This window comes from Bradyrhizobium sp. AZCC 2262, assembly GCF_036924535.1.
GTDB lineage: Bacteria > Pseudomonadota > Alphaproteobacteria > Rhizobiales > Xanthobacteraceae > Bradyrhizobium.
Genome location: NZ_JAZHRT010000001.1, coordinates 8493651 through 8516581, shown reverse-complemented (window position 1 = coordinate 8516581; position 22931 = coordinate 8493651). Strand labels below are relative to the sequence as shown.

At 63.5% G+C, this 22931-nt stretch carries 21 protein-coding genes and 1 pseudogene; 10 read left to right on the top strand and 12 right to left on the bottom strand.

All coding sequences use genetic code 11. From position 1 onward, the window contains the following. Positions 1–34 precede the first annotated feature (34 nt). The 3 genes from V1283_RS39945 to V1283_RS39935 form a co-directional block, all read right to left on the bottom strand. A complete protein-coding gene (locus V1283_RS39945; RefSeq protein ID WP_334392052.1) occupies positions 35–994 on the bottom strand; it encodes a Bug family tripartite tricarboxylate transporter substrate binding protein in 960 nt (319 codons plus the stop codon). A gap of 156 nt (positions 995–1150) precedes the next feature. Then, entirely contained in the window at positions 1151–1516 is a 366-nt protein-coding gene (locus V1283_RS39940) for a dimethylsulfonioproprionate lyase family protein (RefSeq protein WP_334392051.1), read from the bottom strand. A 46-nt stretch (positions 1517–1562) separates the two neighbouring features. After that, the gene (locus V1283_RS39935) at positions 1563–2201 is read right to left on the bottom strand and encodes an RraA family protein (protein WP_334393342.1); all 639 of its coding nucleotides are present in this window, start codon (positions 2199–2201) and stop codon (positions 1563–1565) included. Between the two features lie 234 nt (positions 2202–2435). On the opposite strand from V1283_RS39935, the gene V1283_RS39930 reads away from it, so the two are divergent. Beyond that, on the top strand, positions 2436–3392 hold the full coding sequence (locus tag V1283_RS39930; protein ID WP_334392050.1) for a helix-turn-helix domain-containing protein: 957 nt from the start codon (positions 2436–2438) through the stop codon (positions 3390–3392). A 264-nt stretch (positions 3393–3656) separates the two neighbouring features. Further along, positions 3657–4283 carry a hypothetical protein gene (locus V1283_RS39925; protein WP_334392049.1) on the top strand — a complete coding sequence of 209 codons (627 nt, stop codon included), beginning with the start codon at positions 3657–3659 and terminating at the stop codon, positions 4281–4283. 30 nt (positions 4284–4313) lie between these two features. Here the strand turns inward: V1283_RS39925 and V1283_RS39920 are convergent, their stop codons facing one another. Both V1283_RS39920 and V1283_RS39915 read right to left on the bottom strand, forming a co-directional pair. Beyond that, positions 4314–4523, bottom strand: a complete 210-nt coding sequence (locus tag V1283_RS39920) for a hypothetical protein (protein ID WP_334392048.1) — start codon at positions 4521–4523, stop codon at positions 4314–4316. Positions 4524–4596: 73 nt separating this feature from the next. After that, positions 4597–5604: a 2-dehydropantoate 2-reductase gene (locus V1283_RS39915; RefSeq protein ID WP_334392047.1), complete on the bottom strand. Its 1008-nt coding sequence runs from the start codon at positions 5602–5604 to the stop codon at positions 4597–4599. A 139-nt stretch (positions 5605–5743) separates the two neighbouring features. Here V1283_RS39915 and V1283_RS39910 point away from each other — a divergent pair, with 139 nt between their 5' ends. The 3 genes from V1283_RS39910 to V1283_RS39900 all read left to right on the top strand — a co-directional run bounded on the left by V1283_RS39910 (position 5744) and on the right by V1283_RS39900 (position 7931). Then, a complete protein-coding gene (locus V1283_RS39910; protein WP_334392046.1) occupies positions 5744–6325 on the top strand; it encodes a YidB family protein in 582 nt (193 codons plus the stop codon). Positions 6326–6390: 65 nt separating this feature from the next. After that, the gene (locus V1283_RS39905; protein WP_334392045.1) at positions 6391–6669 is read left to right on the top strand and encodes a GlsB/YeaQ/YmgE family stress response membrane protein; all 279 of its coding nucleotides are present in this window, start codon (positions 6391–6393) and stop codon (positions 6667–6669) included. Between the two features lie 98 nt (positions 6670–6767). Continuing rightward, the gene (locus V1283_RS39900) at positions 6768–7931 is read left to right on the top strand and encodes an IS110 family transposase (RefSeq protein WP_334385105.1); all 1164 of its coding nucleotides are present in this window, start codon (positions 6768–6770) and stop codon (positions 7929–7931) included. A gap of 462 nt (positions 7932–8393) precedes the next feature. On the opposite strand, the gene V1283_RS39895 is transcribed toward V1283_RS39900, so the two are convergent. Then, positions 8394–9176 (bottom strand): SDR family NAD(P)-dependent oxidoreductase, encoded by a 783-nt coding sequence (locus V1283_RS39895; protein WP_334392044.1) that lies wholly within the window; start codon positions 9174–9176, stop codon positions 8394–8396. Positions 9177–9460: 284 nt separating this feature from the next. Between V1283_RS39895 and V1283_RS39890 the strand changes: the two genes are divergently transcribed. From V1283_RS39890 to V1283_RS39880, 3 genes are read left to right on the top strand one after another with little or no spacing between them, the layout of a single operon-like run. Further along, positions 9461–10528 carry an acyl-CoA dehydrogenase family protein gene (locus V1283_RS39890; protein ID WP_334392043.1) on the top strand — a complete coding sequence of 356 codons (1068 nt, stop codon included), beginning with the start codon at positions 9461–9463 and terminating at the stop codon, positions 10526–10528. 37 nt (positions 10529–10565) lie between these two features. After that, positions 10566–11726, top strand: coding sequence for an acyl-CoA dehydrogenase family protein (locus V1283_RS39885; protein WP_334392042.1), 1161 nt, complete (start codon positions 10566–10568; stop codon positions 11724–11726). A gap of 17 nt (positions 11727–11743) precedes the next feature. Further along, positions 11744–12544 (top strand): enoyl-CoA hydratase/isomerase family protein, encoded by an 801-nt coding sequence (locus V1283_RS39880; RefSeq protein ID WP_334392041.1) that lies wholly within the window; start codon positions 11744–11746, stop codon positions 12542–12544. Between the two features lie 155 nt (positions 12545–12699). Here V1283_RS39880 and V1283_RS39875 read toward each other — a convergent pair whose 3' ends face one another. The 5 genes and pseudogenes from V1283_RS39875 to V1283_RS39855 all read right to left on the bottom strand — a co-directional run bounded on the left by V1283_RS39875 (position 12700) and on the right by V1283_RS39855 (position 19949). Next, on the bottom strand, positions 12700–13455 hold the full coding sequence (locus V1283_RS39875; RefSeq protein WP_334393341.1) for a hypothetical protein: 756 nt from the start codon (positions 13453–13455) through the stop codon (positions 12700–12702). 20 nt (positions 13456–13475) lie between these two features. Further along, positions 13476–14271 (bottom strand): annotated as a pseudogene (locus tag V1283_RS39870) (enoyl-CoA hydratase). A 125-nt stretch (positions 14272–14396) separates the two neighbouring features. Then, positions 14397–15602, bottom strand: coding sequence for an ABC transporter substrate-binding protein (locus tag V1283_RS39865; RefSeq protein WP_334392040.1), 1206 nt, complete (start codon positions 15600–15602; stop codon positions 14397–14399). A 185-nt stretch (positions 15603–15787) separates the two neighbouring features. Continuing rightward, on the bottom strand, positions 15788–19177 hold the full coding sequence (locus tag V1283_RS39860; protein WP_334392039.1) for an adenylate/guanylate cyclase domain-containing protein: 3390 nt from the start codon (positions 19175–19177) through the stop codon (positions 15788–15790). A gap of 343 nt (positions 19178–19520) precedes the next feature. Beyond that, the gene (locus tag V1283_RS39855) at positions 19521–19949 is read right to left on the bottom strand and encodes a VOC family protein (protein WP_334392038.1); all 429 of its coding nucleotides are present in this window, start codon (positions 19947–19949) and stop codon (positions 19521–19523) included. Positions 19950–20077: 128 nt separating this feature from the next. Here V1283_RS39855 and V1283_RS39850 point away from each other — a divergent pair, with 128 nt between their 5' ends. Then, positions 20078–20806, top strand: a complete 729-nt coding sequence (locus V1283_RS39850; protein WP_334393340.1) for a thermonuclease family protein — start codon at positions 20078–20080, stop codon at positions 20804–20806. A 99-nt stretch (positions 20807–20905) separates the two neighbouring features. Beyond that, complete coding sequence (locus V1283_RS39845) at positions 20906–22393, top strand: M48 family metalloprotease (RefSeq protein ID WP_442895916.1); 1488 nt, start codon at positions 20906–20908, stop codon at positions 22391–22393. A gap of 172 nt (positions 22394–22565) precedes the next feature. Here the strand turns inward: V1283_RS39845 and V1283_RS39840 are convergent, their stop codons facing one another. Continuing rightward, entirely contained in the window at positions 22566–22928 is a 363-nt protein-coding gene (locus V1283_RS39840; protein WP_334392036.1) for a hypothetical protein, read from the bottom strand. Between the last annotated feature and the right edge of the window lie 3 nt (positions 22929–22931).

Genomic DNA, 22931 nt, shown 5'->3' with positions numbered 1-22931 from the left:
CGGACGATGTCAGATGATCGACAGCCGTCCGCTGCTACGCCTTGATGTTGTTCTCGCGCACCACCTGGCCCCAGATGCTGACCTGCTTGGCGAAGAACGTCGAGAACTCCTTGCCGTCGGCCAGCAGCAGCGTCATCTGCTGCGTCTCCTGCAGCTGCGCCGCTACCGCCGGCTCGCTCAGGATCTCCTTCACTGATTTGGCCATGCTGGCGATGACATCGGGCGGCGTGTCCTTGGGCGCGAAAACGCCCCACCAGGCCAGCGTCTCGAAATCGGGGAAACCTGCCTCGATCGCGGTCTGCGTGTCCTTGAGCACGGGCATCCGCTCGCGCCCCAGTTGCAGGATCGGACGCAGCATGTTGGTGCCGAGTTGCGCCGTGATCAGCGCCGCCGATCCGATGATCATGTCGACATGGCCGCCGAGCACGTCGTTCATCGCCGGGCCGCCGCCGCGGTAGGGCACATGCGTGATCTCGACGCCGGCCTTCTTGCCGAGCACCGTCATCGCAAGATGGCCGAGCGTGCCGATGCCGACGGAGGCGTATTTCACCGCCCCGGGATTTGCCTTGCAGGCGGCGATCACGTCGGCAATGGTCTTGTACGGCCGCTCGGCATTCGCGGCGAGGACGTAGGGCGCGGTGCCGACCAGGAACACCGGCAGCAGATCTTTCTCGACATCCAGCCCCGGCTTTTCGAGGATCGAGGGGATGACCGCATGCGAATCGAAAGTCACCAGGAACGTCGCGCCATCAGGTGCGCTCTTGGCGACCTGTATGGCGCCGAGCGAGCCGGCAGCACCCGATTTGTTCTCCACCAGCACGGTCCGGCCGAGCCTGGTCTGCAGATGAGACTGCAATAGCCGCGCCAGCGCGTCGGTGGAGCCTCCCGGCGGGAACGGCACCACCAGCGTCATGTTCTTTGCCGCCTGCCCCAGCGCCGGCGTCACCGCGAACGCGGCCGACGCCGCCAGCAGATTGCGTCTGGTAATCTTCACCAAGTGTCTCCTCCCGATTGTGGCTGCGCTTTTTTGTTTTGTTCGCAGACTTTTCTAGAACGTGATGACTTTTCTTCGAATCGTCATCCCGCTCTGTCTCTTTGATTTGAGCATGATCTCTTCGGAAAACCGGTACCCACTTTTCCGGATCATGCTCTAGCCGAAGCCGGACCCGGCTTTTTTGTACTCGGGCCGCGGCGGGCTGAAGATGTCAAGCACGCGCGCCCCTTCCGGTCCAGCCCGCATCGTGTGCGGCACATTTCCCGGCGTGCGCCAGAAATCGCCCTTCCTGACCGGAATTTCCTCACCGCCCTGAACCCGGATGGCCGAGCCGTCGAGCAGCACGCCCCATTGCTCCTCAGGATGATGATGCAGGGTGCCTTGCGCGTGCGGCGCCAGCGCCACCACCGACAGCATCGCGTGCTCGCCGGAGAAGATTCGCGTCGTGACCCCGGACGCGAGTTCGCGAAACAAGCCGTCGGCCGGGTTATCCAGATTGTGAAATTCGTCCTTCTGACTCATCGTTTCTCCCTCAAGCGCCGGTCGCGCATCGATCAAGACCTATCCGTCAAGACTTGCCGTAGCTGCCCTGGTAGCGGCCTTCGCGGATCGAGATGATGGTTTGCTCCTCGCGCGCGATCTGGGCGCGAACAGCTTCCAGCAAGGTGGCTGCGGTCGCAGCGGGAAACGACACCACGCCGTCCTCGTCGCCGACCACGATATCGCCGGGCGCGATCACCGAGCCGCCGATCGAAACCGGCACGTTGATTTCGCCGGGCCCGCTCTTGTAGGGCCCGCGGTGGATCGCGGTGCGCGCAAAGCATGGGAAGTCGGACGCGGCGAAAGCCGCGACGTCGCGGATGGCGCCGTCGATCACATAGCCGGCGGCGCCGCGATATTCGGCGATGGTCTTCATGATCTCGCCGACCAGCGCCCGCGTCTCGTCGCCGCCGCCATCGACCACGATCACGTCGCCCGGCCCGACCAGTTCGAGCGCCCGATGGATCGCAAGATTGTCGCCCGGCCGCGTGCGCACCGTGAAGGCGGTTCCGACCAGCCGGCCGCCGCGGTGAAACGGCCGCAGGCCCACGGCGCCCGGCAGGCGGGCAAGGTTGTCGCTGATGACCGAGGTCGGCGCCTGCCTGAAAGCCTCGATCAGGTCGGTCGCGGGCTTCGGCACGCTCGTCATGGCCGTGGTGATGCTCATAAGGACAGTTTCTCCCTGCGGCAGCGGCATGTCCGGCACGCCGGTCCGGATTCGCCGCCACATGATGGCTTCGTATGTCGCAGAACAATTAGCATTCCGCATGAGCAGCTATGATGGATTTGCAACACGAGCGACGTGAAATCGCACCTCCGGCCACACCTGTTAACACCAAGTTAACCAGACCATTCGACGGTAAAGACCGGATTCGACAATTCTGACGCTGGTCATTTCGATATGCTGTTTCAGAACCTTTCGCCGTCAGAGGCGCTTTCGATCGTGCAGTTTTCCGACATCGACGCCTTCCGGCCGGTCGAATTCGTCGCCGATGCGCGCAGCATCCCGTTGAATCTGGCGAATTTCCATACTGCGCGCGCGATGGTGCAGTTGCCAGGCTGCCAGATCACCGTGCTCACCTCGTTTCCCCGCATTGTCGATGTCAGCTACCGCGCGCCGCATGGCGTCGTCATCTTCCAGCTCGAGGACGATTACGAGGTGTCCGCTAACGGCATGTCCGTGAATCGTCCGGCCTTTATCGGCATGCGTGGCAATCTGGATTTGCAGTTCGTCGAACCCCGTGGATCGCTGCACGCGATCGTCACTCTTGGAACCGGCCTGCAGGATCGGGAATGGTTCGATACGCCGGACGAGCTGTGCCCGTTCACGCCAGACCCCGACGCGCTGGCGACCGTCAGGTCCATCACGACAGGTATTTTGCAGACGGCTTCCGCAAGGCCGGACCTGTTGCAGGAGCCGCGCTCGGCCCTTGCAATACAGGAGGGCCTGCTGCTCGCCATCGACGAGATGTTCCGCGGCGGCCGAACGCCGGAATTGGCGGGCCGGCTTGCAAGCAGGAGCTACTGCCGCCTCGTTCGCAGGGTCGACGAATACGTCGCGTTTCATGCCGCCTCGGCGATCTACAGCGCCGCCCTCGCCGAACAATGCGGCGTATCGGTCAGGACGCTGGGCACGGCGGTGGCGAGCGTTCGCGGCATGAGCCTGCATCGCTATCTGCGTCTCAAGCAGCTCTGGTCGGCCCGCGCACAACTCGTGAAAGGGTCCGACGCCATCACCGTGACCTCGTGCGCCCGCGCCAACGGCTTCCATCACATGGGCGAGTTTGCAAGACTCTATCGCGCAACGTTCCATGAAACGGCGTCGCGCACCTTGGCCCGCGCGCGCGGAGCCGACTGATTATTGCCACAATGTGGCGCGCTTATCCGCTCGCCCAAATATGGTGCACTTCTGATTCGCTGCAGTCGTCGCGCAGCGTGCTTCGGCGTTGAATTTCCTCAAGATTTTTAACGTCGCAACATCGTGTTCCATCGGTCACATCCACCGGATAAGGTCACAACGACAGCTGGAAAACCGTGCAATTTCGGGGTGACAGCGCTGCCAAAATGATGACAATCGAGTCCATCAAAGTTCCCTAGAGAGTTCGACTGGAGATTTTCGTCCGTGATCGCCTCACGTGCATCTTCGTTTGTTGTTGCCACGATCGGGGGCCTCGTCGTGCTGGCCCCGGTGCGCTGCGATGCGCAGTGGTGGCGCAGCGCCCCTGTCGATTTCGAATCCTGCGCCGATGTAGCCGAGAAGGCGAAGACCAAGGAAGAAAAGACGGCGAAGCTCGCCGAATGCAACGCGAAGTTCGCCGGCCGCCGCAAGGTAGGCGGCGGCTATACCTATTACGACTTCATGCAGGACCGGACTTTCGACATCGCGGGCCCCAACCCGACGCCGGAAGAGCAGAAGAAAATCGACGAGCAATATACCGCCTATCTCGAGCGCGAGCGGCGCAACCACATCGCCGCGGCGCTGGCGGCCAAGCAGCAAGAGCCGCCGCCAGCGCAGGAGTGGCAGCAGGTCTCGCTGCGCAGCGAACAGGCCTCTCCCCCGCCGGGCGAAAACGAAAAGGTGCCGGTGCCGGTGGCAAGTCCGGTCAAGCAGGCGGCACGCATCAAGGCAGCCCAATGCGCCAAGAACCAATTCTCGTGTGAATGGCCGCGGCTTTCAGAGAAAGTCAACGAACTGAAAAAGCTGTTCAACCCTCAGCAGCAGGCGGCGGCCAAGCAGAAGAAGAGCTGACGCTCTACGTTGTTCCGGATCGTGTCGGCATCAATGCGCGGGCGCTTTCTTGCCGCGGCGCTTTGGGACAGGTTTGAGCGCGGGCTCGACATGCCTGCGCTGTGCCGCCCGCTGCTCCTGCAACCGCGCGTCATAGCCCGGTGACGGCGTCGCCGTCGGCGGCACGGCATGCGCAGGAATCGGCGAACCCCAGAGCGCCAGGGCGGCCACCGCCGTTAGCGCCAGACCTGTTCGTTTCATCCGTTTCTCCCTCGATCCACCCTGAAATCGCTCGACCAGCCCATTTCAAGCAAGTCGGGCGGGCTCTGCCAAATCAATTCGCAGCGCGAATCTGCTCCGGCGTCAGGCCGGGCGAGCCCCTGGCCTCGCGCTCGGCTTGCCGGATCAATTCCACGATCCGGCGCGACAGCGGCGCCTCCAAACCACGACGCTCGGCAATCTCGGTGATGACGCCCTGCAGATAATCGATCTCGGTGCGCCGGCCGTGTTTGAGATCTTCCCACATCGACGAGCGCGCCTCGGGATCGATCTTCATGGTCCGTCCCAGCATCGGTTCGAAGATGACATTGGGCAGACGCAGCAGCGGCGGCATCCAGCCCACGGGAATCGGCGTCGGCGAGACCGGCTTGATGCCCTCGGCGCGGATCGCAGCCAAACCTTCCGCCATCTGATCGGCGAACAAGCGCCGCCATGGCCGCTGGGCCAGTTGCCGGCGCAGCGGCAGGTCGGCCAGCGCATTGAGCGCGTTGTTGAGATTGAGCACGAGCTTGCCCCACTGCACGCCATCGATGTTGTCGGTCGGCCGTATCGTGAGGCCGGCCACCGACAGCTTTTCCGCAAGACGCCCCTCGTCCTGCGCGATGACGATGTCGCCCGAAGTGGCGCGATGAAACCGCCCGTTGCCGAGCGCGATCACGTTGAACGGCACCATGCCGCCGAGCACGCGCCGCCCCGGCAGCCGGTCGCGCAGAACGGCAGCATTGCCGACGCCGTTCTGCAGGCTGACGACGACGACATCCGATGGCGCGTGCCTGGCGATGATATCGGCCATGGCCGCGGTATCCGCGCTCTTGACCGTGACCAGCACGACCCCGGCGTCCTCAAAAACGGCAGGATTTTCCGACAATGCGAACCGATCGCGCGGGATGGTCTGGTCAAAACCTTCGAAACTCGTCGGCCGCAGGCCGCCTGCTTCGATTTCGGCGATCACGCGTGGACGCCCCAGCAGCGCAACGCGGCGGCCGCCGGCCGCCAGCATTCCGCCGACGAAGCAGCCGATGCTGCCCGCCCCGGCAATACCGATCGTTTGGGCCGAAACCATTTCGCCACCCACCGCGTTGCACAGGGCTTCAAAATAGCAGAGCGCGCGGACCGTGCCTATCGCAGGCGCTCCCCTCCCGCTCCTTGTAACCGTCATGTGCCACCGTTATGTTTCACGCGGGGCTACGGAGGAGACGACCATGGGTTTACTCGACGTACTCAACGGCATGCAGAACGGCCCGCGCGGCCCGAGCACCCCCAGCGCACAATCCGATAGCGGCGGCGGCATGTCGCCGATGACGATGGCGATCCTGGCGCTATTGGCCTGGAAAGGTATCAAGCATTTCACCGGCAATCAGGCCGGCTCCGCACCGCGCCCCACATCCGCTCCCACACCCGGCAATGTGACTGCCGGCATGCCCGGCGGCGGCGCTGGTGGACTGAGCGACATGCTCAAGGGCGGCTTGGGCGGGCTGCTCGCAGGTGGCGCGGCCGGCAGCATCTTGAGCGGCGGCCTTGGCGACCTCCTGAACCAGTTCCAGCAGAAGGGACTTGGCGACCAGGCCGACTCCTGGGTGAGCAACGGCCCCAACAAGCAGATCGCGCCCGGCGACCTCGCCAACGCGCTCGGCGCCGACCAGATCAGCCAGCTAGCGTCGCAAAGTGGATTGTCGCGCGAGGAATTGCTGCAAGGTCTCAGCAAGTATCTCCCCGACGTCGTCAATCATCTGACGCCGGACGGACGGCTGCCGGACGAGAACGAATTGTCGGGCCGGATTTGACGCCGCGTCAGCGCGGCGGCCATCGCCGCGCTGCTTCACCATCGACGCATTGGAGAGGGACAGCCATGAGCGGCATTATCTGGATCATCGTCGTCGGCTTCATCGCCGGCATCATCGCGCGAATGCTCTCGCCCGGACCGAACAATCCGAGCGGTTTCATCCTGACCACGGTGCTCGGCATCGCCGGGGCGTTTCTGGCGACATGGATCGGCCAGGCGATCGGCCATTACAGCCCCGATCAGGGCGCCGGCTTCATCACCGCCACCATCGGCGCGCTGGTGGTGCTGTTCATCTGGAACAGGCTGGTGGCGCGGGGAATGATTTCCGATCCGGGAAATAAATAAGAGGCGGTTCGCCATTGCAGTGCGTAGATTCCATGGGGCGGTGAGCGTGCCCTTTCCGGTAGGTTTGGGTTTCCACACTCGAACCATCGGAGAGCCAGATGCAAGCATCGACCGTAGACACGCCCACCGCCGGGCATTGTGGCACGATTTTCGTTGCGATTGAACTGAGCCAGAAGAGCTGGCTGGTAACGCTGCACAGTCCGGACAAAGGCAAGATGTCGCGTCACAAGCTGGAGGGCGGCGATCATGCTGCGCTGCTGGCGCTGATCGGTCAGGTTCGGGAGCGGGCGGCCCGGGCGCTGGGAGCCGTTCCGGCGGTGGTGAGCTGCTACGAAGCGGGCTACGACGGGTTCTGGCTGCATCGGCTTCTGCTGGCTGCCGGGATCACGAACTACGTGTTTGACCCTGCGAGCATAGCGGTGGATCAGCGGGCACGGCGGGTGAAGACCGACCGGATCGATGGCGAGAAGATGCTACGGACGCTGATGGCGTATCTGCGCGGTGAGCCGCAGGTGGTGCGGATCGTGCGGGCACCTGCGCCGGAGCAAGAGGACGCCCGCCGCACCAGCCGTGAACGCGGCCGGCTGATCAAGGAGCAAACCGCGCACACCACCCGGATCAAGGCGCTGCTGCGATTGTTGGGCATGGCGGTGGGGAACCCGCGCCGGCGTGACTGGCTGAGCTGGCTTTCGGCGCAGCGGGATTGGCAGGGCCAGGCGGTGCCGCCACGGATGCTGGCGGAGATCAGGCACGAGCACGCACGGCTGATGCTGGTGCGCGAACGGCTCGAGGAACTCGCACAGGCGTCGGCTCAAGCGGATCCGGCACCTGCGGCGGCGCAGATGACCGAGCGCAGCGAACTGTTGCTCCGGCTCAAATGCCTCGGTCCGGCGTTCGCGACGACGCTGACCAGCGAGGTGTTCTACAAGGACTTTCGTAATCGGCGTGAGGTCGCGAGCTATTTCGGGCTGACGCCCAGTCCATGGCAGAGCGGCGGGACCGACCGCGACCAGGGCATCAGCAAGGCGGGCAATCCACGCGCCCGCTGCGCCGCGATCGAACTGGCCTGGCTGTGGCTGCGGCATCAGCCGGAGAGTGCGCTCACCCGATGGTTCCGCAGCCGCACCCACAACAATGCCAGCAAGCGCAACAAGCGCATCGCCATCGTGGCCTTGGCGCGCAAGCTGATGGTGGCGCTCTGGCGCTACCTCACAACCGGCATGGTTCCCGAAGGAGCCGTGCTCAAGGCCGCGAAGGCGTAAACGTTTCAAGCAACGCGTCAGCGTCGCGGCGTCGGCCGCGGTCAGCGCGGAATGGATGATGACCGTGCCACCCTTGGGCCAAATCAACAGGCCGCTTCGTAGATGGGTCTCATCCTCATGGCTTCCTCGCCGCATGCATGCGGAATGTGGGTACCGGGCTGCAAAACGCCCGACCGGATATGAGGTGATGCAGTGAGATGCTGCATAAATCGCCGGAAGCCAGTTCCTGAGCGCACCGACCGCGGCGGCACGCTGCGCTACGCATGGCTCCGCGCGCCGCCGCTCCACCGAATGCAAAAAATCACATCCAAGCCCCGGTCGGGATGCTTGACTCAAAAGCCCTCATATGAGGGTGGGCAAAGGCGCTCTTCGCGCCGTGCCCACCACATTTTTGCACGGGCCGACTTGGTGGGCACGCTTCGCTTTGCCCACCCTACAATTCGCAATGATGGCCCGTCGTCCTCACAACACCAGATGCATTCCCGCATCCATGCGGACGAACTCGCCGGTCATGTTGCTCGATGCCGGCGAGGCCAGGAAGCACACCAGTTGCGCAATGTCGTCAGCCGTCGACGCGACCTTCAGCGGCACCTTCGCCACGACGGCGTCGCGCACCGCTTTTGCGCCGGCTTCGCCGCGGCCCTTGGTGAACCAGGGCGTATCGATATAGCCGGGGCACACCGTGTTGACGCGGATCAGCGGCGCCAGCGCGCGCGCCAGCGATTGCGTCATGGTGTTGAGTGCGCCCTTGCTGGCGGCATAGGCGACCGAGGAGCCGCCGCCGGAAATGCCGGCGACCGACGAGATGTTGACCACGGCCGACGGCCGGCCTGAGGCTTTCGCACCGGCCTCAAGCTGCGCGCGCGCCGCGCGGATCATCTGGAACGGGCCGATCGTGTTGACGGCGTAGATGCGCTGAAAATCCTCAGCCGTCAGCCCGTCGAGATCGTGATGCGGCACGTGCTTGGTGGTGCCGGCATTGTTGACCAGCACGTCGAGACGGCCCCAGGGCGCTGCCGCGGCCGCAATCTTCTTGCAGTCTTCGTCGCGCGAGACGTCGCCTTGCACCACCACGACTTCGGCGCCGGCGCTGCGGCAGAGATCGGCGGTCGCTTCAGCTTCCGCCTTGCTGTTGGAGTAATTGACGACGATGCGCGCGCCGCCCTTTGCCAGAATGGCGGCGGTGGCGGCCCCAAGGCCCGAGGCAGAACCGGTGACAATCGCGCACAAACCATCCTTCGACATCCGCATTTCCTCTTGTTGCTCTTGGCTGGGTTTCGAACCGCCCGTTCACAGGCCGAGGCTTACCATATCGCGCGACCAACGGCGTGCAAATCCGCGATCGTTCCACTATGCGGAATTTATTCTTTGCCTGACGATCTTCATGCCGCCCTCGCAGGCCGCCCTGCGAGCAGCGCTTGTCAGGGCTATGGCTTTTGCCCATCATTAAGCGCAAGAAAAGACCGCAGCCTGAGACCTTGGCGTTACGCGCCAGGCCGGGCCGGTGCCAATCAATATCGGGGAACGCTGTGGCGGAGAGTGAGAACATCGTTGCCGAGACCGCGGAGAAAATCTTCGCCGATCTCGCCGACGCCCAAACCATCAATCGCGACAACAAAGGCGCGTGGAAAGCGCCGCTCTGGCAGGCGCTGACCGAGGCCGGCCTGCCGCTAGCCTGGGTACCGGAAGATTGCGGCGGTTCGGGCGCAAGCCTCGCCGAAGGTTTCAGCGTGCTGAGCGCGGCCGGACGCTTTGCGGTCGCGGTGCCGCTTGCAGAGACGATGCTGGCAGGCTGGCTGCTGGCGCAGGCCAGGATCGCTTCGCCCGACGGCGAGATGACGGTGGTGCCCGCGAGCCCGAAGGACCGGATTACCGTCAATGCCGATGGCAGCCTTTCGGGCAAGGCCCGCAGCGTGCCGTTTGCCAAGGCCGCAAAGCATTTCGCGGTGCTCGCAAGCGATGCGAAGGGCAGCGTCTCCATCGCGCTGATCGATGCCGGCAAGTGCCGGATCGAGACCGGGCTCGGTCTCGGCGGCGACAATTCGGACACCGTCACACTGGACAGGGTGCAGCCCGTCGAAATCAAGCCCGCGCCGCAAGGCTTTGATCAGACCCGGTTGATGCTGATGGGCAGCGTCGCGCGCTCCCTGCAGATCGCGGGCGCGCTGGAATCGATGCTGGAAATTTCCGTGCGCTATTCCAACGAACGCGTTGCCTTCGAGAAGAAGATTTCGAAATTCCAGGCGGTGCAGCACAATCTGGCGCGGCTCGCCGGCGAGTCAGCGGCAGCACTCGCGGCGGCGACCTCGGCCGCGGACGCCATTGCCAATGCCACCTCGTTCAACGACGAAGTGTTCCTCGAAGCGGTGGCGGCAAAAATCCGCTGCGCGGAGGCGGCGGAGAAAGGCGGCGGCATCGCCCATCAGGTGCACGGCGCGATCGGTTTCACCATCGAGCACATCCTGCATCGCTATTCGCTGCGCGCGCTGGCCTGGCGCGACGATTTCGGTTCCGAAAGCTACTGGGCGGTCGAGCTCGGCAAGCTCGTATGCAACCGCGGCGCCGATGAATTGTGGCCGCTGGTGGCCTCGCGCTGACCGCACCGATTTGTCCAGATAGAAGTCGAGACCAACAATGACCGCAGCCCTCCGTTTCGATCCGATCCGTCTTCCGCCGAAATGCGAAGAATTGCGCAAGGAAGTGCGCGCCTTCCTTGCGGAAGAAATCGCCGCCGGCACCTTCGATCCGCACAAGCCGAACCGCGAAGACACCGACGTGCCGGAATTTTCCAAAAAAGTCGGCGCCCGCGGCTGGCTCGGCATGACCTGGCCGAAGAAATATGGCGGCCACGAGCGTTCGTTCCTCGAGCGCTATGTTGTGACCGAGGAAATGCGCGTTGCCAATGCGCCGACGCGGCGCTTCTTTGTCGCCGACCGCCAGAGCGGCCCGGTGCTTTTGAAATACGCGCCCGAGAACATCAAGATGGATATCCTGCCGCGCATCTGCCGCGGCGAGGTCTGCTTTGCGATCGGCATGAGCGAGCCGAATTCCGGCTCCGATCTGTTCGCGGCAAAAACCCGCGCGACAAAGACCGACGGCGGCTATCTGATCAACGGCACCAAGATCTGGACCTCTTCGGCCCATATCGCCGACTACATGATCGCGATCTTCCGGACATCACCGCCCACCAAGGAGAACCGCCGCCACGGCCTGACGCAGTTTTTGGTCAAGATGAAGCAGCCGGGCATCCAGGTGAACCCGATCGGGCAGATCACCGGGCAGTACGAATTCAACGAGGTGGTTTTTACCGACTTCTTCGTTCCAGACGATCACGTGCTCGGCGAAATCGACGGTGCCTGGAAACAGGCCACTTCAGAGCTCGCCTATGAGCGAAGCGGCCCCGAGCGTTTCCTCGAAACCTATTACGTGCTGACCGAACTGGTCCGCGCCGTCGGCAACAACCCGGACACCCGCAGCGCCGAAGGCATCGGCCGGCTGGTGGCGCAGGTCCACACCATGCGCCGCATGTCGGTATCGGTGGCGGGCATGCTGCAGGCCGGCAAGGAGCCGGTGGTCGAAGCTTCCATCGTCAAGGATATCGGCACGGTGTGGGAGCAACAACTGCCGCACCGCGTCCGCGATCTCGCCGCCTTCGTCGAGGAAACCGCCACCAACCGCGAGACGCTGGAAAAGCAGCTCGACTTCGCCATCAAGACCGCGCCCAAGCTGACGATCCAGGGCGGCACCACCGAAGTGCTGCGCGGCATCATCGCCCGCGGGCTAGGTCTGCGCTAATTCAAAGAGGAAACCCAATGACCAAGTACACAGATATCGGCGTCGAGAAGCACGGCCATGTCGGCCTGATCGAAATCAGAAAGCCGCCTTTGAACTTCTTCGACGTCTCGCTGATCAACCAGATCGCGGATGCGCTGGAAGAGTTCGACAACGACATCGAAATCCGCGCCTCGGTGCTGGCAGCGCAAGGCAAGGCGTTCTGCGCCGGCGCCGATTTCTCCGATCCGAAGCGGCAGGAGCAGGAAGCGAGCGCGCAAAAGGACCCGGCGGCCAATTTGCCGATCAACCATCTCTACGTTCAGGCCGTGCGCATCTTCCGCAACAAGAAGCCGATCGTTGCCGCCATCCATGGCGCGGCCATCGGCGGCGGACTGGGACTAGCCGTATCCGCCGACTTCCGCGTCACCTGCCCCGAAGCGCGCTTCGCCGCCAATTTTACAAAACTCGGTTTTCATCCGGGCTTCGGCCTGACCGCGACGCTTCCCGAACTGGTCGGCAAGAACAATGCGGAATTGATCTTCTACACCAGCCGCCGCGTCACCGGCGAGGAAGCGACAAGGATGGGCCTCGCCAATCTCTGCGTGCCGCAGGACCAGGTGCGGGCTGAAGCGATGAAGCTCGCAGCCGAAATCGCCGAATGCTCGCCACTCGGCCTGATCTCGACCCGCGCCACCATGCGCGCCGGCCTCGCCGACCGCGTCATGGCCGCCACCAACCACGAGTTGGTCGAGCAGACCAAACTCCGCGCGACGGAGGATTTCAAGGAAGGCGTGAAAGCAACGGCCGAACGCCGCGTGGCGAACTTCAAGGGACGGTAGTTCGCGCGGCTCTCTCAGCACGTCGTCCCTGCGATCGCAGGGACCCATACGCCGCGGCACGCGAAAGAGGCACGCGCGTGGACGTCTCGCCACACCACAAGCTTCGGTGGTTATGGGTCCCTGCGTTCGCAGGGACGACCCGTTGACGGATCTCGCTAACCCACCAGCTTGAACGTCACCCCGCAAAGATCGAACGTATCGCCCGACACCTTGCAGCCCTTCGCCTTGGCCGCGTCCCGCACCTTGGCGATGTCGGCGACCCTGAACGTCAGCCCGCTCATCAGATCGCTCGCGCCCTTGACGAAACGGAAGCCGGCGTTGGGCAGTTTCAGCGCCGGCTCGCCGCTGCTGACAGCCACGCCAAGAATCTTCCCCCAATGCTCCGCCAACCCCAGCGGATCCGGGCTCTGCATCTCGACATCAGTCAGCGCCAGCGTCACATCCTTCCGGATCGCCTTCTGCCAATCCGGCCCCGCCGGCGGATAGGGTCCCAGCACATCGTCGCTGCCATCGGTGTGGTTGAACTCGATGAACGCCGCGCGGCAGTCGCGCGGGTGCAGTTGCACGCCATGGTATGGCGCGTGCGTGATCACATTCGCGGTGCGCACACCCATTCCGTTGGCGTGTTTGCCGCGCGCGTCGGGATCGTCGCAGCAGAAGATCGCCATATAGCCGCCGCGGCCGCCGGTCTTGTCGAGAAAACGTCCCGCCGCGGTGCCCGGCTGGAACGGCGCCACCACTTCCAGCAGAATCGTGTCGACCGGCAGCAGCGCGTTCTCCAGGCCGTATTTGGCGACGTTGCCGTCGCGGTAGCAGACCTTGAGACCCATGATGTCGGAAATATCCGAGATCACCGGCGCCAGATGCGGCGCCACCAGGCAGATCTGCCGCAGCCTGAGATATTCGGCCATCTCAATACCCTCGGCCATTTTCAATGGCCCTGAAAGACGGGCTTGCGCTTTTCGACAAAGGCCTTCGCTGCTTCCTTGTGATCGGCGGTGTCGCCCGAGCGCGAATGGTGGATCGCTTCGGCGTCGAAGCAGGCTTTCCAGCGACATCGTCTCGGCGTTGTTGATGTTGCGCTTGATGTAACCCAGTGTCACCGACGGTCCCTGCGCCAGTGACATCGCGAGATCATGCGCCTCGGCGTCAATGTCGGCATCAGGCACCACTTTTGTCACCATGCCGAGATTGTAGGCTTCCGTCGCGCTCAGCACCGGCGAGGTCAGATAAAGCTCACGCGCCTTGGCGCTGCCGAGCATCTGGGTCAGGAAGTATGTTCCGCCGTAATCGCCCGACAATCCGACCTTGGCAAAAGCCGTCGTGATCTTGCAGGAGGCGCTGGCGACGCGCAGGTCGCAGGACAGCGCGATCGAGAGCCCAGCACCCGCAGCCGCGCCGTCGAGCTGCGCCACCACCGGCTTCGGCGTCTGGTGCAGGATGCGCGACACTTCCATGCCGCGGCGCAGATTGGCCATCTTGGCCTCGAAGCCGAGCGGCGCCCTTCCCTCCGCCATCGATTTCACGTCGCCGCCGACGCAGAACGTGCCGCCTGCGCCTTTCAGCAGCACCGCGCGAACCTCATGATCCTCCGCCGCCCGCCGCGCCGCCTCCACCAGCCCCCGCGTCATGTCCGGGTTGAGCGCGTTGCGCCGGTCGGGACGGTTCATGGTGATGGTGAGCAGGCCGGAGTCGAGTTTCTGAAGGACCATTTCGTTTGCGCTCATGTGTCGTGCTTTCTTTGTTATTGGTTGGCTCCGTCATTCCGGGGCGATGCGAAGCATCGAACCCGGAATCTCGAGATTCCGGGTCTGGTGCTAACGCGCCAGCCCGGAATGACGACCTTCGGCCGTCACTTCTTCACCAGCGGACAGCGCGAAGCCTCCAGCGACTGGAACGCCTCGTTGCCGGGGATCGTCGTCAGCAATTTGTAGTAATCCCAGCGCGTCTTCGACTCCGACGGCTTCTTCACCTCGAACAAATACATGTCGTGCACCATGCGGCCGTCGTCACGGATCTTGCCGTTTTTGGCAAACATGTCGTTGATGGGGGTTTCCTTCATGATCTTCATGACGGCGGCGGAATCAGTCGAGCCTGCAGCCTTCACGGCTTTCAAGTAGTGCGTGACGGAAGAATAAACGCCGGCCTGCGCCGAAGTCGGGACCCGCTTGACGCGCTCCATGAAGCGCTTGGAAAACGCGCGGGTGTCGTCGTTGAGGTCCCAGTAGAAGGCTTCCGAAAGCAGCAGCCCCTGCGCTGTTTCCAGACCGATGCTGTCGATATCGGTAACGAAGGCGAGCAGCGGCGCAACTTTCTGGCCGCCCTTCATCAACCCGAACTCGGCCGCCTGCTTGATGGCGTTGACGGTGTCGCCGCCGGCATTGGCCAACCCGATCACCTTGGCCTTGGATGCCTGCGCCTGCAGGAGGAAGGAAGAGAAATCCGAGGTGTTGAGCGGATGCCGTACGGCGCCGAGCACCTTGCCACCGGACTTCAGCACCACATTGGTGGTGTCCTTTTCGAGATCCTGGCCGAAGGCGTAGTCGGCGGTCAGGAAGTACCAGCTATCGAGGCCCTGCTTGACGGCGGCGAGACCGGTCACATTGGCCTGGCCGAAGGTGTCGAACACATAATGGACGGTGTACGGACCGCAGGCCTCGTTGGTGAGCCGGATCGAGCCGGGGCCGTTGAATATCACGATCTTGTTGCGCGCCTTCGCAATCTCGCCGGCGGCGAGCGCGGTGGCAGACGCCGCAACGTCAAAAAGCATCTCGACGCCCTGATTGTCCAGCATGTCGCGGGCGATGTTGGCGGAAAGGTCGGCCTTGTTCTGATGATCGGCCGCGATGATTTCGATCTTGCGGCCGAGCACTTCGCCACCAAAATCCTCGGCCGCCATTTTCGCGGCGGTCTCCGAGCCCGGCCCGGTGATATCGGCGTAGAGGCTCGACATGTCGAGAATGCCGCCGAGTTTGAGCGGCGGCTTGCTTTGCGCAAGGGCCGCGGTCGCCGACATCGCCAGCGTGGCGGCGAAAATGCCTGTGATTGCTCTCTTCATGGAAGGCCTCCCTCGTCGGCTGCCGCATTGCCTGCGGCTTCGAATTTTGCTCTGCCCGCGATCATGCCGCATGCCATCCACAGCGGCAAGGCGCTGACGACACGGCCGCGTTTTCCGTTGAACGGAATGACTGCCGCGACCGCGCTGCGCAGGATTGGGTTTCGCTTTCGCCTTCGCTCGTTGAGCTACGGCGGACAAAGTCGCTCAACCCATCCTGCGCACTGGCTCGACGGGCCCTCGCCAAAGGCCTGCTCCTGCCTGAGCAAGGTTTCTGCTTCCTCGATTTCGGGCAGGTCTTGCTCCATGTCGAAATCAACAAGAACTGGTGCGAGCACCTCGGGAACTGCCGCGGCTCGCCCATTTGCACGGTAGAGGCGCGCAAGTCCAACTGCACTGCGCAGCTCGAAAGTCTTCGTCTGCTGGGCGCGGGTGACTTCCAGGGCCGTGCGGAAGGCGTCTTCCGCCGTGGAAACGTCCGGCGGGTCAAGACGCAACAAGAGCTCAGCCTGGCTGCGATGAAGTTCGGCATCGAGCCAATGCTGGCCGGATTGTTTCGTCCAGGCGATCAACCCGCGCAAGATTTCCAACCCGGTCTCAGCGTGCCCGGCCTCCGCATTCGCCACCGCAATCTGCATCCCCCAAAATGGTTCGCAGAGGTAGCAGTCATTCTCGTGAAGCAATGTCCAGCCCCGCTGCATTTCCGAAAGCCCACCCATCCGATCGCCGGCGCGCCACCTTGCCAGGCCGTTCAAATAGCTGCCGGCGGCGACATACAGCGGCATCGTATGTTCGCGCGCGAGGGCGAGAGCCAGAATAGTCTCTGTTTCCTGCAACATGCCCCCGCATAATCCATCGAAGACCGCCTTGTGAACGAGCGCATTGGCTTGGGAAAGCGCCGGCTTTTCTCCGATCGCGCACACCGCTTCGGCGGCGAGCCGGCGCGATCGATCAATGCTGCCGAGCGGCCAAAGCACCAGAGCAAGAAACCTCTTGATGACGAAAGGCAGGTCCAGCGCCGATGCCTTGAAGGTCGCCGGATCAGGCTCAGCCTCATAGATCGCGAGCGCGCGATCGAGATGCCGTCGCGCATTGAGGTAATCACCGCCGAACCAGCAGGTTACCCCGGCTGTCCAGTGTGCGACGACGGCGGCCACCGGCGATTCCGGACGCTGCAGGGCGACGCCCATGATCGCCTCCGTCAACTCCCGCATCGGCGCGATCTCGCCATGGGTCAGGCTGGCATTGAACAGGCCCGAATGGATCGGCGCCAGTTCGACCGGATCATTGATGTCGGCCGCGAATTGTCGGGCGCGCGTCCATGCGGCAACCGTTTCGGGCGCGCTGTGACCAAGGCTGCCTCGCAGCGCGCGGCCATAGGCGATTTGAAGATGGAGCCGGTTCACGGTCCGGCCCGGTTCATCGGGCAAGCCATCGGCGATCGCAACCGCCTTGCCGAGATGTGCGATCGCTTCTGTATATGCCGAGCGCTTCAGTGCCTGCTGACCCGCCCTGCGCCACCACTCAAGCGCAATTCCGCTCAGCCCCGCTTCCGTGAAGTGATATGCCAGCAGTTCCGGCTCGGTCTCAGCGATGGTCGGAAACTTCTCACGCAGGACATCGCCGATTTGCCGATGCAGCAGTTGCCGGCGGCTCTTGAGCAGGCTCTCATAAGCGGCTTCCTGAACCAGCGCATGCTTGAAGCTGTAGCTCGCTTCCGGCGGCGTCCCGCGGCGCGATAGCAGTTCCGCCCCTTCAAGCTGTGTCAGCGCGGCGCACAGCGTTAGATCATCGCGCCCCGCTACACTTCGCAGCAACGTGTATGAGAAGTCGCGGCCAATCGCAGCGCCGATCTGTGCCACCTCCTTGACCGGCGCCATCCGGTCGAGCCTCGCCATCAGGGAATCCTGCAGTGTCGCTGGAATCGCGAGCGGCGGCAGTGGACTATCGAGGCGGTAGCGCCCGGCATTTTCCACGAGCAATCCGGACTCCAGTACCATCTTGGTCAATTCCTCGACAAACAGCGGGATACCATCCGTCCTGTCGATGATCTGCGTCATCATTTCGCGAGGCAGATGCCGGCCGACGGTCACCTGCTCGACCAGAGCGCGCGTGTCCTGCCGGTCAAGCCGATCGAGCCGCAGCAGGCTGACATTGGGAAGACCCGCCCAGGGCGGTTCGAACTCGGGCCGGAAGGTCATGAGCACGAGTATCGGCAGCCCCCTGATCCGGTCGACGGTAAGATCAAACAGCTCGAGCGTCGTGGCATCGGCCCAATGCATGTCCTCGCAGACAATCAATACAGGTTGCTGCCGCGCCAAACCCTCAAGCTGGTCGAGAAGGGCAGCGAATGTCTGCCGCCGTTGCTGCGCAGGATTCAAGCCGAGCGGCGGATAGCGCTCGCCGGTGGGAATCGAAAGCAGCGCGGCGATGAGCGGTGTCGCGTTGGCGACCTGGTCCGTTCCAAGCGCAAGCATCGCCTCAAGCTTGTCGAGCTTTTGCTCGGATGTATCTTGTGACCCGATGCCGGCGGCCCGTTCGAGCTGGGCGACAAAGGGATGGAGCGCGCTGTGGGTGTGGTAGGGCGAGCACTGGTACCGTATCCGGCGGTGCGTCCCCAACGCGAGGCTTTCGGAGAGCGTTGCCACAATGCGCGATTTGCCGATCCCGGCCTCGCCGGAAATCAGCACCATTTGGCCGTGGCCCTGCCACGCCAGTTGCTGGCGCGAGAGCGCGAATTCGATCTCTGCCTTGCGGCCGACAAAGCCCATCGAGCGCGCGGTACGCACCGCCTCGAAGCGGCTCTCCGATGCAACTCCACCTTCGACCGCCCAGACCGCGATGGGTTCGGAGATGCCCTTGACCTCGCGGAGGCCGAGGTTGCGGAAAATAAATAGATCGCCAAGCAGCTCGCGCGTCGAGGCAGCAACGACGACCGCCCCCGGCTCTGCCAGGCCCTGGAGCCGGGCCGCGATGTTCGGTGTATCGCCGACCATTGCCTGTTGCTCTGACGCGCCGCCGCTGATGAGATCGCCCACCACCACCAGGCCGGTGGCAATCGCGATCCGCACGCCAACCCGTTCGGCGCGCGTTTCAAGCGGAGCTACTGCGGCGATTATGTCGAGCCCCGCCCGCACTGCGCGCTCCGCGTCATCCTCGTGCGCGCGGGGGTAGCCGAAATAGGCGAGTATCCCGTCGCCCACAAACCTGGCGAGACTGCCGTCGTAAGTGGCAATCACCCTCGCGCAGGCGGCACGGTAGGCGCGGATCACTTCCCACATGTCCTCGGGATCGAGGCGAGCCGAGAGCGCCGTCGAGCCGACCAGATCGCAGAACATGACGGTGAGGTGGCGTCGTTCGGCGTCATGCCGAGACGCCGGCTCGGTGACCAATTCGCCTTGATTGAGTTCGGCGATCGCGCGCAGCATTTTGCGTCGATGGCCGAGCAGAACCCCGAGCCTGTCGAAGTCCTGGTCCGTCAGCTCGGGAAGGACATCAAGATCGATCCCGTTCTCGGCAAAACGCAGCGCGTATTGTTCGAGCGCAAGCTTCCCGAGCCAGTCTGAAATCTGCTGCATTGGCTCCACCGGATACGTGGCTGACACCAGGCGGCATGTTGGACCAAGGCGACAAAAACTTTATCCCAATGTCCCTCAGAAGGCACGCCTTGATGCAGCAATTCGACTGCGATCAGCTCTCTATTTCTTGCGAAGCGGTGCTAGGCTACAGATGCTCACTACCAAGCAGCGCATGACGTGATGCCAACAACTGGATTTTGATGCGCGCGTGATTTGCAGAAAGCAGCGTTGCACAACCGGTGCGTAGGATGGGTGGAGCGAAGCGATACCCATCGAATTTTCCCGCGCACAGACATGATGGGTATCGCTGCGCTCCACCCATCCTACGATCGACGTTCCGCCCTTACCCCAGCAGCCCCTTCCCCGGCACATGGTTGAGTTCGAGCCGGATGCCATCGGGATCCTCGAACAGGATCGAATAATATCCCGGAGCCCATTGATCCTCGCGCGGCGCGCGGATGATCTTGGCGCCCAGCGTGACAAGGAAGCCATGCAGTTCGTCGACGTCGGCCCGCTCGCGGGCGCGGAAGCAGAGATGATGCAGGCCAATGCGCTTCTGCTCGAACGCGGCGCCTTCATGCTCGGCTGACGGCGCGCTGATGCCGACCGCGGTCCGGCCGCCGACGCAGTAGTAGGTCGTCTCGGTGTCGATTACCGGCTTCAGCCCGAGAAACGGCAGCAGCTCACGATAAAATTCGCGGGAGCGTGCGTAATTCGAGGCGGTGAGAAAAACATGCGCGATGCCGTTGACTTCCATTGTCTTTCCCTTCATTGCAATCTCAGGTAGCAATTCCGTTGATAGTTGAGCATACAGAAACAGGCGGGGCAGAGAGCAGCGGCATGATCCGTCCGGCATTGCGTTGCAGCGCTGCGCGCCCGGCATTCGCCGTGCCGTTTCTCATGCTGGCGTGCGTCGGGCCGGCCGGCGCCGACGATTGCCTGCTTGAGCCGCAGGGCGAAGGCCGTGTTGCCGCCGTGGTCGATGGGCGCAGCCTTCGCCTCGAAGACGGTCGCGAAATCCGCCTCGCCGGCATCGAGCGTGGTGGAACCGACAGGGCCAGCGGCAGGACCGCCTTGTCCGCCATCGCCGGCGGCCGCGACGTGACCCTGCATGGCGAGGACGACATGCCGGATCGCTACGGCCGCCAGGGCGCCTTTGTGTTCGTGACCGGCTCGGAACACTCGGTGCAAAGCGAGCTGCTGCGCCGCGGCGAGGCGCTGGTTTCGAGCGATGTATCCGACAAGAATTGCGCAGCAGCACTGACCGCCGCCGAGGGCGTGGCGCGGGATGCCAAATTGGGCATTTGGGCTGAAACCTCGGCCATAAAAAACGCGGAAAGTCCGGGCGATATTCTGTCCGCGATTGGGCACTTTACGGTGGTCGAGGGCAGAGTACTGTCCGTTCGGCAGGCAGGGGCAATCACCTACCTAAATTTCGGGCGAAACTGGACACGGGACTTTGCTGCGACTATTTCAAGGCGCATCATACCGGCGTTCGAGAGCGCCAACCTTGGGCCTAAGTCGCTCGAAAATCGACGGATTCGTGTCCGCGGCGTTGTCTCGTCGCGGGGAGGGCCACGGATCGAACTGCTTCGGGTGGGGCAGCTTGAGGTGCTGGGCGGGAAATAGCGCTTGATTCGAAGACTGGGCACCGGTTTTCGGTTGGATCAGGCGCAAAACAGGGATGAGATCGACGATTCCGGTCGGATCGTGGGTCCAGTGGCTGATTTGACGTATCGTGCAGAACGGCGCGAAGGAAACACGGGCTGCCGCCTTTTGGCTGTGCCGGCGTTGTTGTGCGCCGCGCTCACGCTCTCTTCCTGTGGAAATCTCGGAAAACTCGAGACAGCCGCGCCGACAGTGCCGACGCCGAAGCCGAGCCGAGCCGTCGCGCAGACGCCTGCGAGCGAGCGCGAACATGAGCGCATTCTCGCTTCCTACGGCGGCGCCTATGACGATCCGAAACTCGCGACTCTGATCGGCAAGACGGTCGACCGGCTGGTCGCGGCCTCCGACCGCCCTGAGCAGCCCTACCGGGTGACCATCCTCAATTCCGGGGCCGTGAACGCCTTCGCGCTGCCGACCGGCCAGCTCTATGTGACGCGCGGCCTGGTTGCGCTCGCCAGCGACACCTCCGAATTGTCCTCGGTGCTGAGCCACGAGATGGCGCATGTCATCGCAAAACACGCCTCGATCCGGGAAGACCAGGCGCGGCAGGCTGCGGTGGTGACCCGTGTCGTCACCGACATGAGCAACGACCCCGATCTGACGGCGCTGGCGTTGGCGAAAACCAAACTGACGATGGCGAGCTTCTCGCGCGCCCAGGAATTCGAGGCCGACGGCATCGGCGTCAGCATTGCGGCCCGTGCCCATTTCGACCCCTATGGCGCGGCGCGCTTCCTGGCTTCGATGGAGCGCAATGCGGCAATGAAGGCCGGCAAGACCTCGCTCGATCCCCGCGCGCAGGATTTCCTGTCCTCACATCCGGCGACCCCCGAGCGCGTGCAGAACGCGCAGGCCAGCGCCCGGCAATACACCTCGCCGCAGAGCGCCGAGCGTGACCGCGAGACCTATCTCGCCGCGATCGACAACATCGTCTATGGCGAGGATCCCAGCGAAGGCTTTGTGCGCGGCCGGCGCTTCCTGCATCCAAAACTCGGCTTCACCTTCCAGGCACCCGATACCTTCACGCTCGACAACACCGCGCAGGCCGTGATCGGCGTGCGCGAGGGCGGCACGCAGGCGATGCGTTTCGACGTGGTGCGCGTGCCGGCCGAACAGTCGCTCGCCGATTATCTCAATTCCGGCTGGATGGAAGGCGTCGACAAGGGCTCGACCGAAGACCTTATGATCAACGGCTTCCCGGTGGCTGCGGCCTCCGCGAACGGCGACCAGTGGCAGTTCAAGGTCTTTGCGCTGCGCTATGGCAGCGACGTCTACCGTTTCATCTTCGCCGCCAAGCAGCGCAACACCGAGAGCGAGCGCAACGCGCGCGAGACCGTGAATTCATTCCGCCGCCTGACGCTGGAAGAAATCCAGGCCGCGCGTCCCTTGCGCATCAAGGTCATCACCGCGCAGCCCGGCGACACCGTGGAATCCCTCGCCCACCGCATGACCGGCGTCGACCGCCCCGCCGAGCGCTTCCGCATCCTCAACGGCCTCGACCAGCACGCGCAGGTCAAGCCAAGGGACCGCGTGAAGATCGTGGTGGATTGAGGCGGGAAGCGCATCGCCACACGTCGTCCCCGCGAACGCGGGGACCCATACGCCGCGGCGGCTATTGTAAGGCAATCGGGCAGACGCCTTCGCAAGACAGCAGCGCCCTGTGGTTATGGGTCCCCGCGTTCGCGGGGACGACGTGTGGCGAGAGCTTCGCCACTCACCTCACCTACTCGGTACTCACACGCGCACGCCAACGCGCCTCGAAACTATCGTCGTCGAGCATCCGCGCTTGTGCATTCATCGGGTCGCTACGTTTCTCCGTGACGGCGCTGACGGGCGGCGCCACCTTGACCGCGGCTTGCGCGGGCGCCGCTGCAGGCCACCGCAACAATGATTTCGAGATCACGGTCTTGCCGGCGTACCAGCATTTTCGCCCGTCAATCAGGCGCCAGGACCAATGCCCTTGCGTCTTTGACGGCGAAGCAATGCATTCCTTCATCTGCGCTTTGGCCTGCGCAGTCAGCATGCCAATCGGTACGAGCACAGCAATGCAAACGGCGAAAAAGACAAGCCGAATTTGCATCTTCATCGG

Coding starts and splice junctions, on each gene's coding strand:
- V1283_RS39885 (WP_334392042.1), top strand. CDS start 10,566: ATGACCGCAGCCCTCCGTTTCGATCCGATCCGTCTTCCGCCGAAATGC.
- V1283_RS39910 (WP_334392046.1), top strand. CDS start 5,744: ATGGGTTTACTCGACGTACTCAACGGCATGCAGAACGGCCCGCGCGGC.
- V1283_RS39865 (WP_334392040.1), bottom strand. CDS start 15,602: ATGAAGAGAGCAATCACAGGCATTTTCGCCGCCACGCTGGCGATGTCG.
- V1283_RS39850 (WP_334393340.1), top strand. CDS start 20,078: ATGCTGGCGTGCGTCGGGCCGGCCGGCGCCGACGATTGCCTGCTTGAG.
- V1283_RS39855 (WP_334392038.1), bottom strand. CDS start 19,949: ATGAAGGGAAAGACAATGGAAGTCAACGGCATCGCGCATGTTTTTCTC.
- V1283_RS39900 (WP_334385105.1), top strand. CDS start 6,768: ATGCAAGCATCGACCGTAGACACGCCCACCGCCGGGCATTGTGGCACG.
- V1283_RS39935 (WP_334393342.1), bottom strand. CDS start 2,201: ATGAGCATCACCACGGCCATGACGAGCGTGCCGAAGCCCGCGACCGAC.
- V1283_RS39940 (WP_334392051.1), bottom strand. CDS start 1,516: ATGAGTCAGAAGGACGAATTTCACAATCTGGATAACCCGGCCGACGGC.
- V1283_RS39840 (WP_334392036.1), bottom strand. CDS start 22,928: ATGAAGATGCAAATTCGGCTTGTCTTTTTCGCCGTTTGCATTGCTGTG.
- V1283_RS39930 (WP_334392050.1), top strand. CDS start 2,436: ATGCTGTTTCAGAACCTTTCGCCGTCAGAGGCGCTTTCGATCGTGCAG.
- V1283_RS39920 (WP_334392048.1), bottom strand. CDS start 4,523: ATGAAACGAACAGGTCTGGCGCTAACGGCGGTGGCCGCCCTGGCGCTC.
- V1283_RS39915 (WP_334392047.1), bottom strand. CDS start 5,604: ATGGTTTCGGCCCAAACGATCGGTATTGCCGGGGCGGGCAGCATCGGC.
- V1283_RS39880 (WP_334392041.1), top strand. CDS start 11,744: ATGACCAAGTACACAGATATCGGCGTCGAGAAGCACGGCCATGTCGGC.
- V1283_RS39860 (WP_334392039.1), bottom strand. CDS start 19,177: ATGCAGCAGATTTCAGACTGGCTCGGGAAGCTTGCGCTCGAACAATAC.
- V1283_RS39875 (WP_334393341.1), bottom strand. CDS start 13,455: ATGGCCGAATATCTCAGGCTGCGGCAGATCTGCCTGGTGGCGCCGCAT.
- V1283_RS39905 (WP_334392045.1), top strand. CDS start 6,391: ATGAGCGGCATTATCTGGATCATCGTCGTCGGCTTCATCGCCGGCATC.
- V1283_RS39895 (WP_334392044.1), bottom strand. CDS start 9,176: ATGTCGAAGGATGGTTTGTGCGCGATTGTCACCGGTTCTGCCTCGGGC.